Source organism: Microcoleus sp. B6-A1 (assembly GCF_036705085.1).
Lineage (GTDB): Bacteria > Cyanobacteriota > Cyanobacteriia > Cyanobacteriales > Microcoleaceae > Microcoleus.
Genome location: NZ_JAUBTU010000023.1, coordinates 23154 through 39465 on the forward strand (window position 1 = coordinate 23154; position 16312 = coordinate 39465).

Genomic DNA, 16312 nt, shown 5'->3' on the forward strand with positions numbered 1-16312 from the left:
GTGGGTAGTTCACTGGCCTTTCTCTAACAAACTAAATGTCAGCAAATTCTGATTTTCTGCTTGCTGTCGGATTAGGGCTGCTGCAGTTTGAGAGTCTACTGCCTTTGAGAAAAAGAATCCCTGGGCGTACTCACATTTTAACGCTTTTAGTATAGATAGTTGCGAGGATTCTTCGACTCCTTCGGCTACTACATCCATGCCTAAATTGTGGGACAAAGTAACGATCGATCTCACAATTTCTGTCGGGTCAATGCCTCCTTTACTGAAATCGAACTCACCTCCCATCCTGCTAACAAAAGAGCGGTCTATTTTTAAGGTATTGGTGGGGAAGCGGTGCAGGTAGGAAAGCGATGAATAGCCGGTGCCGAAGTCGTCAATGCACAAGTGTATGTTTCGGGTTCTGAGCTGCACCAGCATTGCTGTTACTGATTCGGAATTTTCTATGAGTACGCTTTCGGTAATTTCTAGTTTTAAACTGCTGCCGTCGAGGTGAGTTTCTGCGAGAACTTGGTCGATGTATTCGATTAAATCTGGCTGAGAAAACTGTTTGACAGAAATGTTGACGCTAACGCTTAAGGGGGGGTTGCTGGGAAATAGCTGCTGCCACTGGCGGATTTGGTGGCAAGCTGTGCGGAGTACCCAGCGGCCCAAGGGTACGATCAAGCCGGTTTCTTCGGCGATGGTGATGAATTCGCCGGGGGAAACTAAGCCGCGTTCTGGATGCTGCCAGCGCACTAGGGCCTCAAAACTGGTAATTGTGTTAGTGGCGATCGACACGATCGGCTGGTAGTGAATAATAAACTGGGGCGCTGCGGATAAGGGAGGTAAGGCTGATTCGGGGAATGGGGGAAAGTCTTCTTCTCTGGCCGGCTCTCTAATTGATTCGATCGCCCGCCGCAGGTCGTTTTCTAGCTGCAATAGCCGCAAAGCGTGGGCGTGCATGGAACTGTTGAAAACTTCGTGTCGGGATCTGCCGAGTTCTTTGGCGCGGTACATTGCTGTGTCGGCGTCGCGCAGCAGGGTTGTCGGTTCCAGGTATTCGCCAGAACTCAAAGCTATGCCGATGCTGGCGGTGATAAATACTTCGTGTCCGTCTAGAAGGATAGGGGAGGTGATTTTCTTGTGCAGGCGGTTGACAATGGTGGTAGCTTCATTGATGCCCTCGATGTCTTCTAACAACAGCACAAACTCGTCTCCTCCAAGGCGGGCCACTGTATCTCCGGGCCTCAGACAAGCTTCCAGACGCCGCGCGATCGATACTAGCAGTTGATCGCCGATGGCGTGGCCGAGGGAATCGTTGACTACTTTAAATCTATCTAAATCGAGAAACAGCACCGCAAACAAGTAGTCTTTGCGCCGTTTTGCCATCCTCAGAGCGTGTTCGAGCCGATCGGTAAATAGCGATCGGTTGGGCAATCCGGTGAGGGCGTCGTGAAAAGCATCGTGCAGCAGTTGTTCTTCGGCGAGTTTGCGCTGAGTGATGTCGTGACAGTTAATCACGATTCCCTTGACTGCGGGATCGTACAGCAAGTTGGTGGCTACAGCTTCTACATAACACCAGGAACCGTTGCGGTGGCGGACTCGGTACTCAACTGGGCACTGGCTTCTTTTGGGGTTTTTAATGGCTTTGTGGAGGGTTTCGGTGATCGTGGCGCTGTCGTCGGGGTGAACTATTTCTAAGGCGCTGCGGCCGATCGCCTGGTGGGGCGCGTATCCTAAAATTCGCTTGACGGAAGGGCTGATGTAGCGGAATATTCCTTCGGCGTCGAGAATGATCGTGATGTCTGTGGCGTTTTCAATCAGCGAGCGAAATCGCTGTTCGCTTTGGCGCAGTGCTGATTCTGCTTGTTTGCGATCGCTGATGTCGAGGGCTACTCCGTCTATAATTACGTCGCCGTGTTCGTTTTTGGAAAATTTCGCGCTGTCTTGCACCCACTTGACCTCCCCTGATCTCAGAACGATGCGGTACTGGCGATCGCACGGCAAAAGAGTCGCTCTCGATGCTGCTACGCGGCTGTCACACGAGCTTTTGTCCTCTGGATGGATGATTTCGGTCAAGAGTTCCGGGTGCGAAATCACTTCTTCGGCGCCGAACCCAGTAACTTCGCGCACGCCCGGACTGATGTAGGGCAGGGAGATTGTGCCATCTGGATGCAGCACAGTGCGGTAGACTGATCCGGGAATGTTGGCTGCCATTGTGGCTAGCTGCTGCTGGATGCCGCAGACTGCTGCTTCGGCGCGCTTGCGTTCTGCAAGTTCGGTTTGGGCTTGTTGGTAGAGTTCGGCTTGGTGGATCGCGATCGCGCACTGATCGGATATGGCTTTGACTAGCGATAGTTCTTCTGTAGTCCAAGAGCGGGCCCGATCGCACTGGTAGAGGCAAATTCCTCCCAAAAATGATTGCTGGTAGAGCAGCGGTGCGATCGCGATCGAGTGAAACCCTAAAAATTGCGCTGATGCTTGCAGTTCCGGGCTCAGAGTCGATAACTCGGCGAGGGCGATCGTTTCTCCGCGGGCGAGGGAGAAGCGATAGTGTTGGGCAAAGTCGCAATTTAGACCGATCGCCCGTTCTCTGTCGGCTGCCTTTAAGCTCATGTAGCGAATCCCGATCCTGCCCTCAGCATCTGGCTGCAATATCGCGCAGCCGCTGATTTCTAGAGCTTCGTGCAGTTGATCTGCGGTGGTTTGCAGCACTTCGTCGAGTACAAGGGTGAAGCGCATGGCTTGAACGATGCGGTTGACGATCGCTTCACGAGTCGCTTGTCGCTGAATTTGGGCGATCGCTTCTTGTTGCTGGCGCCGCATTTTGTATTCTTGGAGCGATCGTTCTAAGACTGTTGGCAACCTAAACAGCCGCCCTTTTAATACGTAATCGGTCATTCCGGCTTTGATGCACTCAACAGCAGCTTCTTCTCCCAAACTTCCCGTTACTAAAATCAAGGGTATGTCTTGCCCTAATTCCTGCATTAATTTCAACACTTCTAAACCGTTGAAGCCGGGGAGGCGGTAATCTGAAAGTACAGCATCGTACTGGCAATTTTCCAGCAGTTTTCTGCACTCTGTTGCTGTTTCGGCCTTGTCGCACTTAAAATTTACCCCCCCCGCTTCTAAGGCGAGCACTATTAATTCCATATCTTCTGCCATGTCTTCGATAATCAACAATTTTAATGTTGATTCCGCTACCATTTTTAGTAGATAGTTGGTCTGATTTATATCTAACATAAGGTATTGGGGATCTTTTTAATTGGTTATTCGTGTTTGTGATAGTAATTTTTTAGACTAAGTTTGGTTGTTAATTTTATCTCGATATTTTTAGTGATTTTTAGCCAGATCAATTATATACTCTACTCGCAATACCTTTATTTAGCACCGGCCGTCGAGGGCTGGCCGAACCGATTGGGGAGCATCCCAATTTTTAAAAGAGCGTTTTTTAGGAGTACGAGCATCTTGCACAGCCAAGCCTAGATCTTTCGCTTCCATCCCTGACAGTGAACACTCCTGTCACACCAAAATTATGATGCTCTCACCGATTGTGACTTATTTAAGTGTATAAGAGTTTTAAATTCTGAATTTAAAACTCTTATACACTTAACTTATGAATCTATATTACCGTTTGAGATTGTTTGCCCTAGTTTAAAGTAAAACGTGGCTCCTTGACTAGGTAGGCTTTCGGCCCAAACCGTGCCGCCGTGGCGGTGAATAATCCGCTGGACGATCGCCAAACCGATCCCCGTACCTTCAAATTCTCTCTGGGAGTGCAGCCTCTGAAAGGCTCCAAACAGCCGATCGGCATATTCCATCGGAAAACCCACGCCGTTATCCTTGACAAAAATCGTCCCATCAGGTAAACCCTCAATAACTATTGTAGCCGGAGTGCGTCCGCGGCTGAACTTGACGGCGTTGCTAATCAAGTTGCTGAACACCTGTTGCAGCAAGGTTGGATCTCCCATTACTGTCGGCAAATCTCCGACGGCAAATTCAACGCTGTGGGGAGTTTGGGCCGGATCTGCGACAGTTGGTGGTCTAGTCAATTTAATCGCATTTTGTACCAAACGGCTCAGATCGATCGGAATTTGCCTCAACTCGGTGCGAGTCACCCGCGACAGGGCGAGCAAACCGTCAATCAACAGGCTCATTTTTTGGCTGCTGTCTTCAATTACTTCCATATAGTGAACTATTTTGGAATCGCTCAAAGCCTCAGTTAATTCTAGCCGCTGTTTCAACGCTTCTACAAAACCTGAAATGTGTCGCAAAGGTGCGCGCAAGTCGTGGGAAACTGAGTAAGAAAAAGATTCTAATTCTAGATTGGCAGATTCTAATTGCTCTGTGCGTTCTGACAAAGCTTGTTTTGTCTCTACCAACTCAGTGATATCGCGAGAAGTGCCAATTAAAGCATAAACCTCGCCCTCGATATTTTTCAGGGGAATTTTAAAAGTATCGTAGTAAGTAGTGTCGCCAGATATCACAAATTTATCCTGCAAGTGCAGAGTTTCCCCTGTTTCAAATACCTGCGAATTTTCCCTAGAGAATTTTGCGGCTATTTCTGGGGAGAAACATTCAAAAATAGTTTTGCCCTGCATCTCTTTTCTGCTATTTAATCCAGCAGTTTTTGTAACAGATTGGTTGACAAAAGACAGGCACATATTCTCGCGATCTACCACAAAAATGTGATCGGGCAAAGCATCAAAAAAAATCTCTAATTCTGCAGTACGTTGCGCGACTTGAGCTTCTAAAGTTTCGTTGAGTTCTTTGAGTTCAGCTTCTACTCGTTTGCGTTCGGTGATATCTTGACCAATGCCGATACAACTGCCGTCTGAAAGACGAACATTTGCCCAAGAAATGTCGATAATTCGCCCGTCTCTAACTTTTGTTTTGAAGTCGCTCCAGTTCTGATTTGCTGCTTGGATTTCATCCAAAACATATTGACGGTATTCTGGCGGCGGATAAAATTCTGCCCAGATATCGCGGTTTTTGATTTCTGCCAAACTCCAGCCTAGCACTTCTTCCCAGTGACGGTTTACCCAGTTTATTTGACCGTTTTTGTCTAAGAAGGCGAGCATAATCGGCACGTTGTCGAAGATTGTTTGCAGCAGTTCTTTTTGCTGTTTTAATGATTCTTCGGCTTGTTTGCGATCGCTGATGTCGAGTACGGAACCGATAAATTGTAAAATTTGTCCGTCAGCGGTTCTTTTGAAAAGTTTGGAGCGATCGTGCACCCAGCGCCATTCCCCATTTTTGTGTTTGATTCTGTAGTCTCTGTCATGCGTTTCATCGGGATTTCTGCTGTGTTTTAGTCGCTCCATACCTGTAATTAGCTTTAACAGATCATCGGGATGAACTAAGTTGGCTAAAGCGTCTTTACCCAAATCTTGCAATTCTTGGGGAGTGTATCCCAGTATGGATGTGACCGATTTATTTGCATAAATATTTGTGTTTTCAACTGCATCGTAAATGTAGAGAAAGTTAGGTATTGTTGTAACAATACTCTCTAAAAGTTGCTGATTTTTTTGCAGTTCCGACTCTGCCTGTTTGGACTCGCTTAAGTCCAGCACAAAACTAACGCCTAACTGTTGCGTTCCTTCTAAAAAAGTGCTGCCCACCAGCACCGGAACGCGGCTACCATCGGAGCATATAAATTCTTTTTCAAAGGGAACAACCGTATTTCTAGCTTTCAGTTCGGCAACTTTTTCTGTATCTAAACGCACGTATTCTGGTGGTGTCATTTCTTGCCAGTTAACTCTTCCGGCAAGCAGCTCGTCCCGCGTATAATTTACCGTGTTTAAAAAAGCGGCATTGGCATCTGTAATGCTGCCGTTAAGATCCCAAAAAATTAGACCGATCATGTTAGAATCAACGATGGCTTTAAATTTGGATTCGCTTTGTCGCAACTGATCTTCGACTTGTTTTAGTTCTGTGATGTCGCGGGCGATGGATAAAACTGTTTCTACTGAATTGTCTTCAGCAAACTCGGGAATGACTCGACAGTGGTAATGTTTTATACCCTTGCGAGTGGGAAACTCAAATTCTATAGTTTCTTGTTTGCCGTTGCCAAAAACTTTCAAAAAAGTCTCGTCCCACAGGTCGCACAAGTGTGGTGGCATTCCTGATTCTCTGTTGCTTTTGCCAATCAATTTTGCGGCGGGTTTTCCAGTTGTTGATTCTACTGCTGGGTTGATGTAAAGGATGCGTAGTTTGCGATCGAACCGGGCGATAATATCGGTCGCATTTTCCGCTAGGGTGCTGAAAGCTTGTTCGCGCCGATGCAGTTCTTCTTGAGTGCGGTGGAAATTGGTTATGTCTCTGGCAAAAGATAGAATTGAAACTAATCTTCCCGATTCATCGATTAGTGCAGAATTGTACCATTCGCAGTAAATTACCGAGCCATCTTTGGTATAGTTGCGGTTGTGGCAAACATTGCGGGGTTCTCTGCTGTGTAACAGTTGATTTGTGACGGCGCACACTTGCTCGAAGTCTTCTTGATAAACTATTGACCATTCGTGCCAGTATTTGCCCATTACTTCTGCTGCACTCCAGCCAAATATTTGTTCTGCCATTGGCGACCACCGCACTACCCGAAATTCGCTGTCCCACTCTACCACTGCCATTGGTGAGTTTTCTAGATGAAATTCCCGCCGCGAGTTGGCTTTTTTTATTTGAGTTTGAAGTTGCTGCCGGAGTTGCTTCGCCTCGGCCAAGCGGTCGCTGAGTTCCTGTGTGTTTGCTGAGCCGGCTTTGGCAATGTGAGCAATGGTTTCTGCTGTTTGTTTTTCGAGTTCGTTCCAAGCGAGTTCGAGGGCTGATTCCGCCTGCTCTAGCTCAGTGATGCTGTTGTGAAACAGTGTGGCACTTTCAACTGGAATTTCAGGCATAGTTTTGACACTTAGGCAAGTGTTACTTTTAGAATTCAAAATAAAAGCTTAAAAATTAAAAATATAGAATTTCCTGTTAAATTATACATTTTTAATTTTTAGTTGGTGCGCGGAGCCGATCGTTGGAGGCGGCGGGCGTTATTAAATACTGCCAGTCAAAGGATTTGGGGTGCAGATTGATCGGCAATTGTGGTGGATCGATCTAAAACTCTCCTGGGTAAGGGAAGGGTGCGGGCAGGAGCAGGCGCTAAATATATTTTTGCACAGGGTTGTTGTTTGGGGGCGATCCAAAGGAGATCGGCGTGGATCGGGGCGTCGATCGCATCGCAACTCTGTAGCAGGGCATTGTGTGTGCCGAACGCTGTCTCTACTAAACGAAAGGCGCTTTTCCCGATTCCGGCAGGGGTTTAAACCAGCCCGAATGCGGGTTTGAGGGGCTTGTTGACACCAATGAAACCGCCGCTACCTACAAATAATCTCCAATCACTTTGGTCAATAAAAAGCTAAAATAAAATCTAAAGTTATTCAGTCTTTTAAATCGCTTATGACTGCTGCTGCACCCTCTTCGATAAAAAACCAAACTCAGTACGAAGCCATTATCGGTCTCGAAACTCATTGTCAATTGAGTACGAATACTAAAATTTTCTCCAGTTCTTCTACAGAATTTGGCAATGCTCCAAATACTAACATTGACCCAATTTGTATGGGAATGCCGGGAGTATTGCCAGTATTAAATCAAAAAGTTCTGGAGTATGCGGTGAAAGCAGGGCTGGCTCTCAACTGCGAAATCGCACCTTACAGTAAGTTTGATCGCAAGCAATATTTCTATCCCGATTTACCGAAAAATTATCAAATTTCTCAGTTCGATTTGCCGATCGCTACTAACGGTTGGCTAGAAATTGAACTCGTGGATGAGACGGGAAATTCTACTCGAAAAAAAATCGGTATCACTCGCTTGCACATGGAGGAAGATGCCGGAAAATTGGTTCACGGCGGCAGCGATCGGCTCAGCGGTTCAACTTATTCAATGGTGGATTACAACCGTGCCGGTGTGCCTCTAATCGAAATTGTTTCTGAACCGGATTTGCGATCGGGCGCGGAAGCTGCCGAATACGGTCAAGAATTGCGCCGGATCGTGCGCTACATCGGTGTTGGCGACGGGAATATGCAGGAAGGTTCGCTTCGGTGCGACGTGAATATTTCGGTGCGCCCCGTGGGCAGAAAAGAGTTCGGCACGAAGGTGGAAATTAAAAATATGAACTCTTTTAATGCGATCGAACGGGCGATCGATTATGAGATCGAGCGGCAAATTCAAGCTGTGGAAAATGGCGAAACCATCGTCCAAGAAACCCGGCTTTGGGATGAAAACAAGCAGTGTACTTTCAGTATGCGGATTAAGGAAGGTGCAAGCGATTATCGGTATTTCCCGGAACCGGATTTGCCTCCGATCAAAGTTTCGACTGAGCAATTGCAGGATTGGCAAGCTCAACTGCCGGAATTGCCGGCAATGAAGCGCCATCGCTACGAAACTGAGCTCGGTCTTTCTCCCTACGACGCGCGGGTGCTGACTGACGACAAAGCGGTGGCGGAGTATTTTGAAAAGTCGATCGCCGCCGGTGCTGTGGCTAAACAAGCGGCGAATTGGGTGATGGGCGATATTACTGCTTATCTGAAAAATGAAAAGCTGGCGATCGCAGAAATTCCTTTCCAACCGCAGGATTTAGCCGAACTGCTGGCGCTAATTGAGGCCGGTACGATCAGTGGCAAAATCGCTAAGGATATTTTGCCGGAGTTGCTGGCAAATGGTGGTTCGCCTCAGAAGTTCGTTGAGAGCAAGGGTTTGATTCAAATTTCGGATACTGGGGCGATCGATCGAGCGATCGATGCGGTGTTAGCCGCCAATCCCAAGGAGCTCGAACAGTACCGAGCCGGTAAAACTAAGCTGCTGGGCTTTTTTGTCGGCAAGGTGATGAAGGAAACCGGCGGCCGGGCCGATCCCAAACTGACCAATGAGCTGCTGGTGGCGAAGCTTAACGCCCCAGGTTAAGCAAGTCCTTAAGGGGCAGGGCTGTTTAATTCTCACCAAAAACATGAATTTTGACTCTTGTAGTGCCAAGAGTGCCTACCCCCGACCTAGAGGATTCGATCGGCAGATCAGACCAAGAGGGCCGGCACTCTTGGCACGGCCCCTAGGTCGAAGGAAACAGCCCTGCGTTAAGGGGGTCGTGTAGCGAATACAGCGGCGGGCGATCGTTTTTTCCCGATCTCGCCGCGATCCCTGGATGGTAACTTTATAATTAATATACATTTCTTTACAACATCTTCACGTTTGGGGGTGACACCCCTCATCCTGACCGTGTTATATTGTGTTATGTAGATGCACCCTGATGGCAGAGAGAGTTACTTAGGTAGCTCTCTCTTTTTTTGTCTTTTTTTTTCCACGGACGTGAAAATACGGATGGGGAGAGGGGGGTTGACCATACCGATTCCCGATTACTGATTACCGATTAGCAATTACCGCTTTGAGTCGATTAATATCAACTTTAGTTATTAACTAATTTTGACATTATGAGCGAACAAGCTAGCGAGCTAATCAAGCAGGGGATTTCGCAATATCAGGCACGCCAATTTGAGGCGGCGCTGGGTTCTTGGCAGGAAGCGCTGGCGCTGTATCGCTCAATGGACGATCAGCGCCGATCGGGTGCGGCGCTGGGTAATATGGGCGTAGCTTACGAAGCGCTGGGAAATTATGCTCAGGCGATCGAGTGCTACCAGCAGCATTTGGTGTTAGCGCGGGAAATTGGGGATCGCCGGGGCGAGGCAAATGCTTTGGGAAATCTGGGCAATGCTTGCTGTGCTCTTGAGGATTTTTCTGGTGCTATTGATTACCAGCAGCAGCGTTTGGCGATCGCGCGGGACACTGGCGACGGGCGCTCTGAGTTGGAAACTTTGGGCAATTTGGCGCTAGCTTACGATGCTAATGGAGATTTGCCTGGTGCGATCGAATGTTATCACCAGCAGTTGTCGATCGCGCGCGCCAGCAAGGACGATCGCATTGAGCGCAATGCTCTCAAGAATTTGAAGCTCGGTTACAAGTATTTAGCAGATTATGAGAAGGCCGACGAGTACCGACAGGAGCAATTGGCGATCGTCCGCGAACTGTTTTTAATGGATAAAAATAAGAGTTTTGTACAACTTGCAGAAACAGTGGGTTTGAATCCGATTGAGGATTTTGCTGGGGCTAATTTAAGCGGTTTTGACTTGCACTACGCTGACTTTAACGGTGCAGATTTGCGCGAAACCAACCTCCGGGGAGCAGATTTGACTTTGGCCGATCTCAGCGGTGCTTTGCTGAGCGCTGCTATTTTAATTGATGCTAATTTGTGCAATGCTAATTTGCGGGATGCTGAACTCAGCAGCGCCAATTTGAGCGGTGCTGATTTGCGGACAAAGCTGCCCAGGGCGAATTTGAGCGGTGCAAATTTAACCGGCGCTAATTTGAGCAGTGCTTATTTACCGAATGCGATTTTAGTAAATGCAAATTTGACAAATACTGATTTCAAGAATGCTGATTTAAGCGGTGTTAATTTGAGTGGTGCGAATTTAAACGGTGCTGATTTGAGCCGCGCTGATTTGAAAAATACGGTGGTGGAAAATGCGAAGTTTTTTGGTTGTGTGGGAATTTCGGAAGCCCTGAAGGTTGAATTGAGGGCACGGGGCGGAATTTTTGAGTAGAATGGGAAATGTTGGTAATTGTAGAGGGTAAGAAAAGCTATGACTGCCGTAACTGTAAAACGATTCTCGATCGCCGAATATCACCGTTTGGGAGAACTGGGATTTTTCGCCCCCGATGACCGAGTTGAATTGATTCGCGGAGAAATTATTATCATGGCTGCTAAAGGTAGGCTGCACTCTTTTTGTAACAGTCTTTTAGTTCAGGAGTTAATCATTTTACTGGCAAGACGCGCTCTTGTGCGCGCACAAGAGCCAATTATTTTGTCTGATGATAGCGAACCAGAGCCTGATGTTGTGATTGCCCGCAATCGAGCTGATCGTTATTTCTCTTCTCACCCGCAGCCTGCTGAGATTTTGTTGGTAATTGAGGTTTCGGATTCTACGTTGAAGTACGATCGCACAACCAAGTTGTCTCTTTATGCTGAGACGGGGATTTCTAATTATTGGATATTTAATTTGGTAGATATTCAACTGGAAATGCACAGCGAACCTTATCAGAAACAAAACGGGAGTTATAGTTATCAATTTCAACGAGTGGTTTTGCCAAATCAGACGGTGGTAATTCCGGGTTTTCCCGATTTTTCTCTGGATTTGTCTTCGGTATTTCCGGCGCAGAGGGGTGACTAAACATTCTGGCTCGATAGCACATATTTTAACTCAATAATTAAAGAGCGATCGAGCTTTTTTCGATGATATAATGTAAAAGTCCAAAGAAATGATATTATGTCCGGTCGATTACCCCTAATACGGTAGGGGCGGGTTCACGAAAAATATCTGCCAATAATTGACAATCTCAAAAACCCGCCCTTTTAATCGCTCGATCGGACATGAGATGAAGCATAAAACTAGCACTATCATCCAAAACAATTTGGTTTCTGACCCCGGATTTATTCGCGGGAAAAATCTAAAATCTAAAATCTAAAATCTAAAATCAGATGACTGCTCAAACTCTCGCCCCCCCGGAACAAATCGTCCAGCTATCGGGTATCAGTTGGCAAACCTACGAAACTTTGCTTGCCGAAATCGGCGATCGGCAAATTCGACTGACATATAATCGCGGCAATCTTGAAATTATGGTACCTTCTCCAGAACACGAACGCTTCAAAGAAGTATTGGGTCGATTTGTGGAAACCTTAGCTGAAGAATTAGATGTGAAAATTGAACCTCTTGGTTCTACCACATTTAAACGTCCTGAACTTAGCGGTAAAGAACCAGATAAATGTTTTTACATTCAGAATCTGAGTGCAGTTAAAGGCAAAAAAAGAATTGACCTGACTCAAGATCCGCCGCCGGATTTAGTGGTGGAAATTGATATTACCAGCCGTTCGGAAAATACCTTGCAGGTTTATGCGGATCTGGGAGTGCCGGAAGTTTGGATTTATAATGGATCGCGACTCAGAATCAACAGATTAGAAAATGGAGAATACCTTGAGGGCGAGATCAGTTTAGCATTTCCCTGCTTACCCATATTAGAGATTGTCAGATTTTTGGAACAAGCAGAAACAATGGACTATTTGGAATTAGTGAAAGCATTTCGGAATTGGGTAAAAAGCCAAATTCAGCAAAACCAATGATTTGTGATCAAATTAAACAAAATTTACAATTATACCCACGATAAAAAGCTGTGTTGTGATAAAATAGAGATGATAAACTAATTTAAATATCAATTACAGGCTGGTAGTGCCAGCAATTCTACCCGATATGCGATCGCTAGAGTCTCACAACAAATACCCAGATTGCTTGTGGATGCAATTAGAAGCAATTCCCGTTCCATCGGTTGCACCCCAAACCCAGCAGCTCGACATTCACTTGAGCCTGAATTTTAACGAGCATTGGGAACCCCTGCTAGGTGGTCGCGTCAAATTTGGTCTGCAAGGCGGGACGCTCAAACTATATCTAGAAAACTGCGAAATACCCGTAGCATCACGTCAGTTAGTCGGTTCTTTCAAGCTTTTGCCCATAGGAGAAACCCTGCCCATTCAAAGCAGTGCAGAAAATTTAGTAACCGAAAGTCAGCGGGGAGTTCAGGGCGGGGAGACGGCGGAAAAAACTCAGGAAACAGAGAGCATATTTTGTCACGTTTCCACAATCAGCGATGATACAACGCCAGCTTGGATTTTTGCAGTAGAACAAGGCAAATCAGTATTAAAAGGTTTGCTAAAAAGTGCTAAGCTGGGAGAAATTACTGCCAAAGAATTTCGGCTGGCGGCGGCTTTTGAAGTGGCTAAAGAAGATATTTATCTCACAGATGCTGAGGGTTTGTGGCCGCACGAAATCACGCCCAATCAACATTCGGTTTTAGAAAGAATTCTGACTGCATACCTGCAAGCAAATAAACTCAAACCTGCTCTCAGTTGGGCGCTATTATCCTACAATTTGCCTCCGGTTGAACCGCGCGAAGAGGAAATTGTCCCGGAAGCTGAATCCCAATTGCAGGAAATGGTCGATCGCATTATTTCCGCTGAAACCGACAACTTTGCAGAGTTGGCAAAAATCGCCAATCTCAATCCCGCACTAGATTTCGCGGGTAGCAGCTTGCGCGGAACGACTTTAAGTGCAGTGGATTTTAGCAGCGCAACTCTCGATCGGGCAAATTTCCGGGGTGCAACCTTAAACGATGCCGATTTCAGCGACGCCAACCTGCAAAATGCCAAATTCGGCGGTGCAGATTTGAGTGGGGCTTTCTTAGGAAATGCTGATTTAAGCGGCGCAGATTTGCACAAAGCAAGTCTAGCTTTAGCTAACCTCAGCGGTGCCAATTTGAGCGGTGCTAATCTGCTGGAAGTGAACTTAACAAATACTAATTTCAGTGGTGCGAATGTCGAGTCAGCAAGGTTTGGGAACAATTCAGGAATCGATGAGGAGATGCAGGTGAATCTACAGCAGCGGGGCGCGATTTTTGAAGAGGTTTAGTCGGTAAGTGGGAATCCCTTTCCTCCATCTGCATCCATCGTGGCACGGGCGTCTCGCCTGTGCGATGGAATTTCACCTTTAAACTATCGCCTATGAAAAAATTTGCTTCTTCATCCTTAACTCTCTAACTACATTTATAGAGAGCGATGAACCGTAGCTGTTAAGAGGGGAAACAGGCATTTCTTGCCAACACTGACGGCAAAACCAGTATACTTGACTGTGGCGAAGGTGACGCAGCATTTGATTAGTGCAGCAAGGACAGCTTGTCATAAAAACCTCTTTTTTATCGAAAGTGTATTTGTCTCTTGTTGCCAAGTGCTGTAAGCTGGGTTGAAGCAGCAACTCTATGAATTTAGAGGTAAGAAGTAAAGATTTGGTAAAGAATACAAGGTTGTTAAGGAATTGATGCAAATCGAAATATTTCGTAAAAATAGCAATAACTGAGAGAAATTGTATCCAACAATTCCCAGGTTCCCAGAGAGGATAGTCAGTCTAAATCCCAACTTAACACCTTCGCAATCTCAACGGCAAGCATAGTTGGCTCGAGAGGATTGACGATCATTGCTGCAAGTTGAGATTTGTGGAACCAACTCTGTTGTAAATCTGACCATTTGGCTTTGAGAGTTAGCACCAGAACCGGAATCCCTTGGGTTTCTGGTTGGGTTTTTAGTTCTTTGAGAAATCGCACTCCATCTATTTCGCCGATAGAAACCTCCAAAATAATCGCATCTGGCTGATAGGAACTTGCTTCTCGCAAGCCTTCTAAAGTCGAACCAGCAACTTCGACTTTCCAACCTACCAAATCAGTCAAGCAAGCCTGGATTACCTCCCCTATAGTCGGATTTTTGTGAATTAATAAAAGTCTTTTTGTAGTCATACCAATAACTTACAAACGCTTCATTTATTTTTTGAACAAAAGCCTGTAAAATAGTAGCCCTGTCTGGGTGTTTGGCGGGGTTGTCACGCCCCCAGGGTGAGTTTGGGAAGCCTACCAAGAGGAATATTAAGATTGTAAATTCTTAAGAATCCTGGGTCTGCCATACCGGGGAGTGTCAATCGATTTTAGATTTTAGATTTTAGATTAAAGAATTGAAGCATTGACCCTAGGGATAAATACGTTCGGCAAGTTTCATCGGATACAGGTTTTTTATTTCACCGGTCCTGAGTTTGCGCGTTGGAATGAATCACGTGGCGGGTATCCTGGATGCTTGATTGTCAATCATCCCATCCCAACATCTCTGCCACTTTTCCCGGCAGGGTAGTGGCTTCAAATGGTTTGGGGATTAGCCCAGCAATACCCATTTCGGCAAATTTAGCCCGATCGCTCGGCAGAACTCTTGCTGTCAGCAGAATCACTGGAATCGATCGAGTTATGGGATCGGATTGGAGACGATCGTACACAGCAAACCCATCCATTCCCGGCATTGATACATCCAGCAAAATAGCATTAGGTCGTTCTGTTTGTAGGATTTGTAAACATTCTTGTCCTGATGCCGCCACCAGGGTATTCCATCCCGCGAGGTCTTCCAGGCACAACTGTACCAGTTCGCGGAGGTGTTCTTGGTCATCAACGATGAGAATTTGCTTCCCTATCATCTTGTTTTCGGGCAGGAGACTGCGATCATAATTAGGTAGTTGCAAAGTGTTCATTTTTTTGTTGATTAGAAATCAATTTTTCGGTTGCCAATTGGGTCTCAAATACAGATCTTTAAGCAATCGCTCAAAGATGTGTATCTGAGAGTTGAATCCGAACTTTGGATGGCGGAATGCTCAACTCTTTAGCAAGCTGAATGGTTAAACCATCAGAGTGTATTTCAGTCCCATAGATTTCAGGATGTACGCGGTGGGGCAACGGGAGGAGACTTTGAAATCTACTAGGAAGTAAATAACCTTCTACTCCCACAGCTTCGGTATGTTGACCTTGGATTAAAACAGTTTCTGGAGTGATTTGGAGATTCAATTTGACAAGATGAATGTCAGGAATGTGAACTTTAAGGATCAGTGTCAGCTTCTTTTCTTGAATTTTAATACCTGCGATCGGTGTTTCCTCTGTATGAGCCATCCAAAGTGTGGATTGCTGACAACCAGTGGGCAAACCGGAAAATGAACGGCTCTCCTGGACTTTTGGTGAAAAAGTGGGGGCAGAGCGATAGCTTCGTCAAAACATTGACTTGAAAGCCTTATCGGGCAATGGTTTAAGGATTCATAATGCTGACTTATCACCTCAACATCAGGAGAGCCAAATGAACCTGCGAGATCCTGATTTATATCATTCAAAGCCTGAAAAGCATTCATTGAGTCTCCTGCTAATGCAAAGAACTGTTAGCTGCATAACAGAAGACTAAATAGCAACGGTAAGGAATTGGTAAAGATTCCGTTATTGTTACAAAAATTCACAAAAAGGGTGAAAGTTATTCAACCCATCCCAAAATCTCTGCTACTTCTTCCGTCAGGGTGATGGGTTCGATCGGTTTGGCAATTACCCCAGCTACCGCCATTTCGGCAAATTTAGCCCGATCGCTTGGCAAGACTTTCGCTGTCAGCAGAATCACTGGAATCGATCGGGTAATCGGATCGGACTGGAGGCTCTCGTACACAGCAAACCCATCCATTCCTGGCATTGATATATCCAGCAAAATAGCGTTGGGTTGTTCTATTTGCACTATTTGTAAACATTCCTCTCCCGATGCTGCCCCCACTGTTTCCCATCCGCCTAAATCTTCTAAGCAGGCTTGCACAAGTTCCCGAAGGTGTTCTTCATCGTCAACAACTAGAATGTGTCTGTGTGTCATCGG

Annotated in this window: 11 protein-coding genes; 5 read left to right on the forward strand and 6 right to left on the reverse strand. The window is 46.2% G+C overall.

Annotated features, from left to right (window positions below):
• Positions 1-9: 9 nt before the first annotated feature.
• Both QUB11_RS10775 and QUB11_RS10780 read right to left on the reverse strand, forming a co-directional pair.
• Positions 10-3222 (reverse strand): EAL domain-containing protein, encoded by a 3213-nt coding sequence (locus QUB11_RS10775; RefSeq protein ID WP_333390482.1) that lies wholly within the window; start codon positions 3220-3222, stop codon positions 10-12.
• 371 nt (positions 3223-3593) lie between these two features.
• On the reverse strand, positions 3594-6869 hold the full coding sequence (locus tag QUB11_RS10780; RefSeq protein WP_333390484.1) for a PAS domain S-box protein: 3276 nt from the start codon (positions 6867-6869) through the stop codon (positions 3594-3596).
• Between the two features lie 544 nt (positions 6870-7413).
• Between QUB11_RS10780 and gatB the strand changes: the two genes are divergently transcribed.
• The 5 genes from gatB (at position 7414) to QUB11_RS10805 (ending at position 13517) form a co-directional block, all read left to right on the forward strand.
• A complete protein-coding gene (gene gatB, locus QUB11_RS10785; protein WP_333390487.1) occupies positions 7414-8916 on the forward strand; it encodes an Asp-tRNA(Asn)/Glu-tRNA(Gln) amidotransferase subunit GatB in 1503 nt (500 codons plus the stop codon).
• Between the two features lie 521 nt (positions 8917-9437).
• Positions 9438-10604, forward strand: a complete 1167-nt coding sequence (locus QUB11_RS10790) for a pentapeptide repeat-containing protein (protein ID WP_333390490.1) — start codon at positions 9438-9440, stop codon at positions 10602-10604.
• A 39-nt stretch (positions 10605-10643) separates the two neighbouring features.
• Entirely contained in the window at positions 10644-11231 is a 588-nt protein-coding gene (locus QUB11_RS10795) for a Uma2 family endonuclease (protein WP_333390493.1), read from the forward strand.
• 308 nt (positions 11232-11539) lie between these two features.
• Positions 11540-12178, forward strand: a complete 639-nt coding sequence (locus QUB11_RS10800; RefSeq protein ID WP_333390495.1) for a Uma2 family endonuclease — start codon at positions 11540-11542, stop codon at positions 12176-12178.
• 106 nt (positions 12179-12284) lie between these two features.
• The gene (locus tag QUB11_RS10805; protein ID WP_333390497.1) at positions 12285-13517 is read left to right on the forward strand and encodes a pentapeptide repeat-containing protein; all 1233 of its coding nucleotides are present in this window, start codon (positions 12285-12287) and stop codon (positions 13515-13517) included.
• 487 nt (positions 13518-14004) lie between these two features.
• On the opposite strand, the gene QUB11_RS10810 is transcribed toward QUB11_RS10805, so the two are convergent.
• The 4 genes from QUB11_RS10810 to QUB11_RS10825 form a co-directional block, all read right to left on the reverse strand.
• Entirely contained in the window at positions 14005-14394 is a 390-nt protein-coding gene (locus QUB11_RS10810; protein ID WP_333390500.1) for a response regulator, read from the reverse strand.
• A gap of 338 nt (positions 14395-14732) precedes the next feature.
• Positions 14733-15113, reverse strand: coding sequence for a response regulator (locus tag QUB11_RS10815; protein WP_333206736.1), 381 nt, complete (start codon positions 15111-15113; stop codon positions 14733-14735).
• A gap of 124 nt (positions 15114-15237) precedes the next feature.
• Positions 15238-15579 (reverse strand): hypothetical protein, encoded by a 342-nt coding sequence (locus QUB11_RS10820; protein ID WP_333390503.1) that lies wholly within the window; start codon positions 15577-15579, stop codon positions 15238-15240.
• A 349-nt stretch (positions 15580-15928) separates the two neighbouring features.
• Entirely contained in the window at positions 15929-16309 is a 381-nt protein-coding gene (locus QUB11_RS10825; protein WP_333206726.1) for a response regulator, read from the reverse strand.
• Positions 16310-16312: the final 3 nt, after the last annotated feature.

Coding starts and splice junctions, on each gene's coding strand:
- QUB11_RS10775 (WP_333390482.1), bottom strand. CDS start 3,222: ATGTTAGATATAAATCAGACCAACTATCTACTAAAAATGGTAGCGGAA.
- QUB11_RS10780 (WP_333390484.1), bottom strand. CDS start 6,869: ATGCCTGAAATTCCAGTTGAAAGTGCCACACTGTTTCACAACAGCATC.
- gatB (WP_333390487.1), top strand. CDS start 7,414: ATGACTGCTGCTGCACCCTCTTCGATAAAAAACCAAACTCAGTACGAA.
- QUB11_RS10790 (WP_333390490.1), top strand. CDS start 9,438: ATGAGCGAACAAGCTAGCGAGCTAATCAAGCAGGGGATTTCGCAATAT.
- QUB11_RS10795 (WP_333390493.1), top strand. CDS start 10,644: ATGACTGCCGTAACTGTAAAACGATTCTCGATCGCCGAATATCACCGT.
- QUB11_RS10800 (WP_333390495.1), top strand. CDS start 11,540: ATGACTGCTCAAACTCTCGCCCCCCCGGAACAAATCGTCCAGCTATCG.
- QUB11_RS10810 (WP_333390500.1), bottom strand. CDS start 14,394: ATGACTACAAAAAGACTTTTATTAATTCACAAAAATCCGACTATAGGG.
- QUB11_RS10815 (WP_333206736.1), bottom strand. CDS start 15,113: ATGATAGGGAAGCAAATTCTCATCGTTGATGACCAAGAACACCTCCGC.
- QUB11_RS10820 (WP_333390503.1), bottom strand. CDS start 15,579: ATGGCTCATACAGAGGAAACACCGATCGCAGGTATTAAAATTCAAGAA.
- QUB11_RS10825 (WP_333206726.1), bottom strand. CDS start 16,309: ATGACACACAGACACATTCTAGTTGTTGACGATGAAGAACACCTTCGG.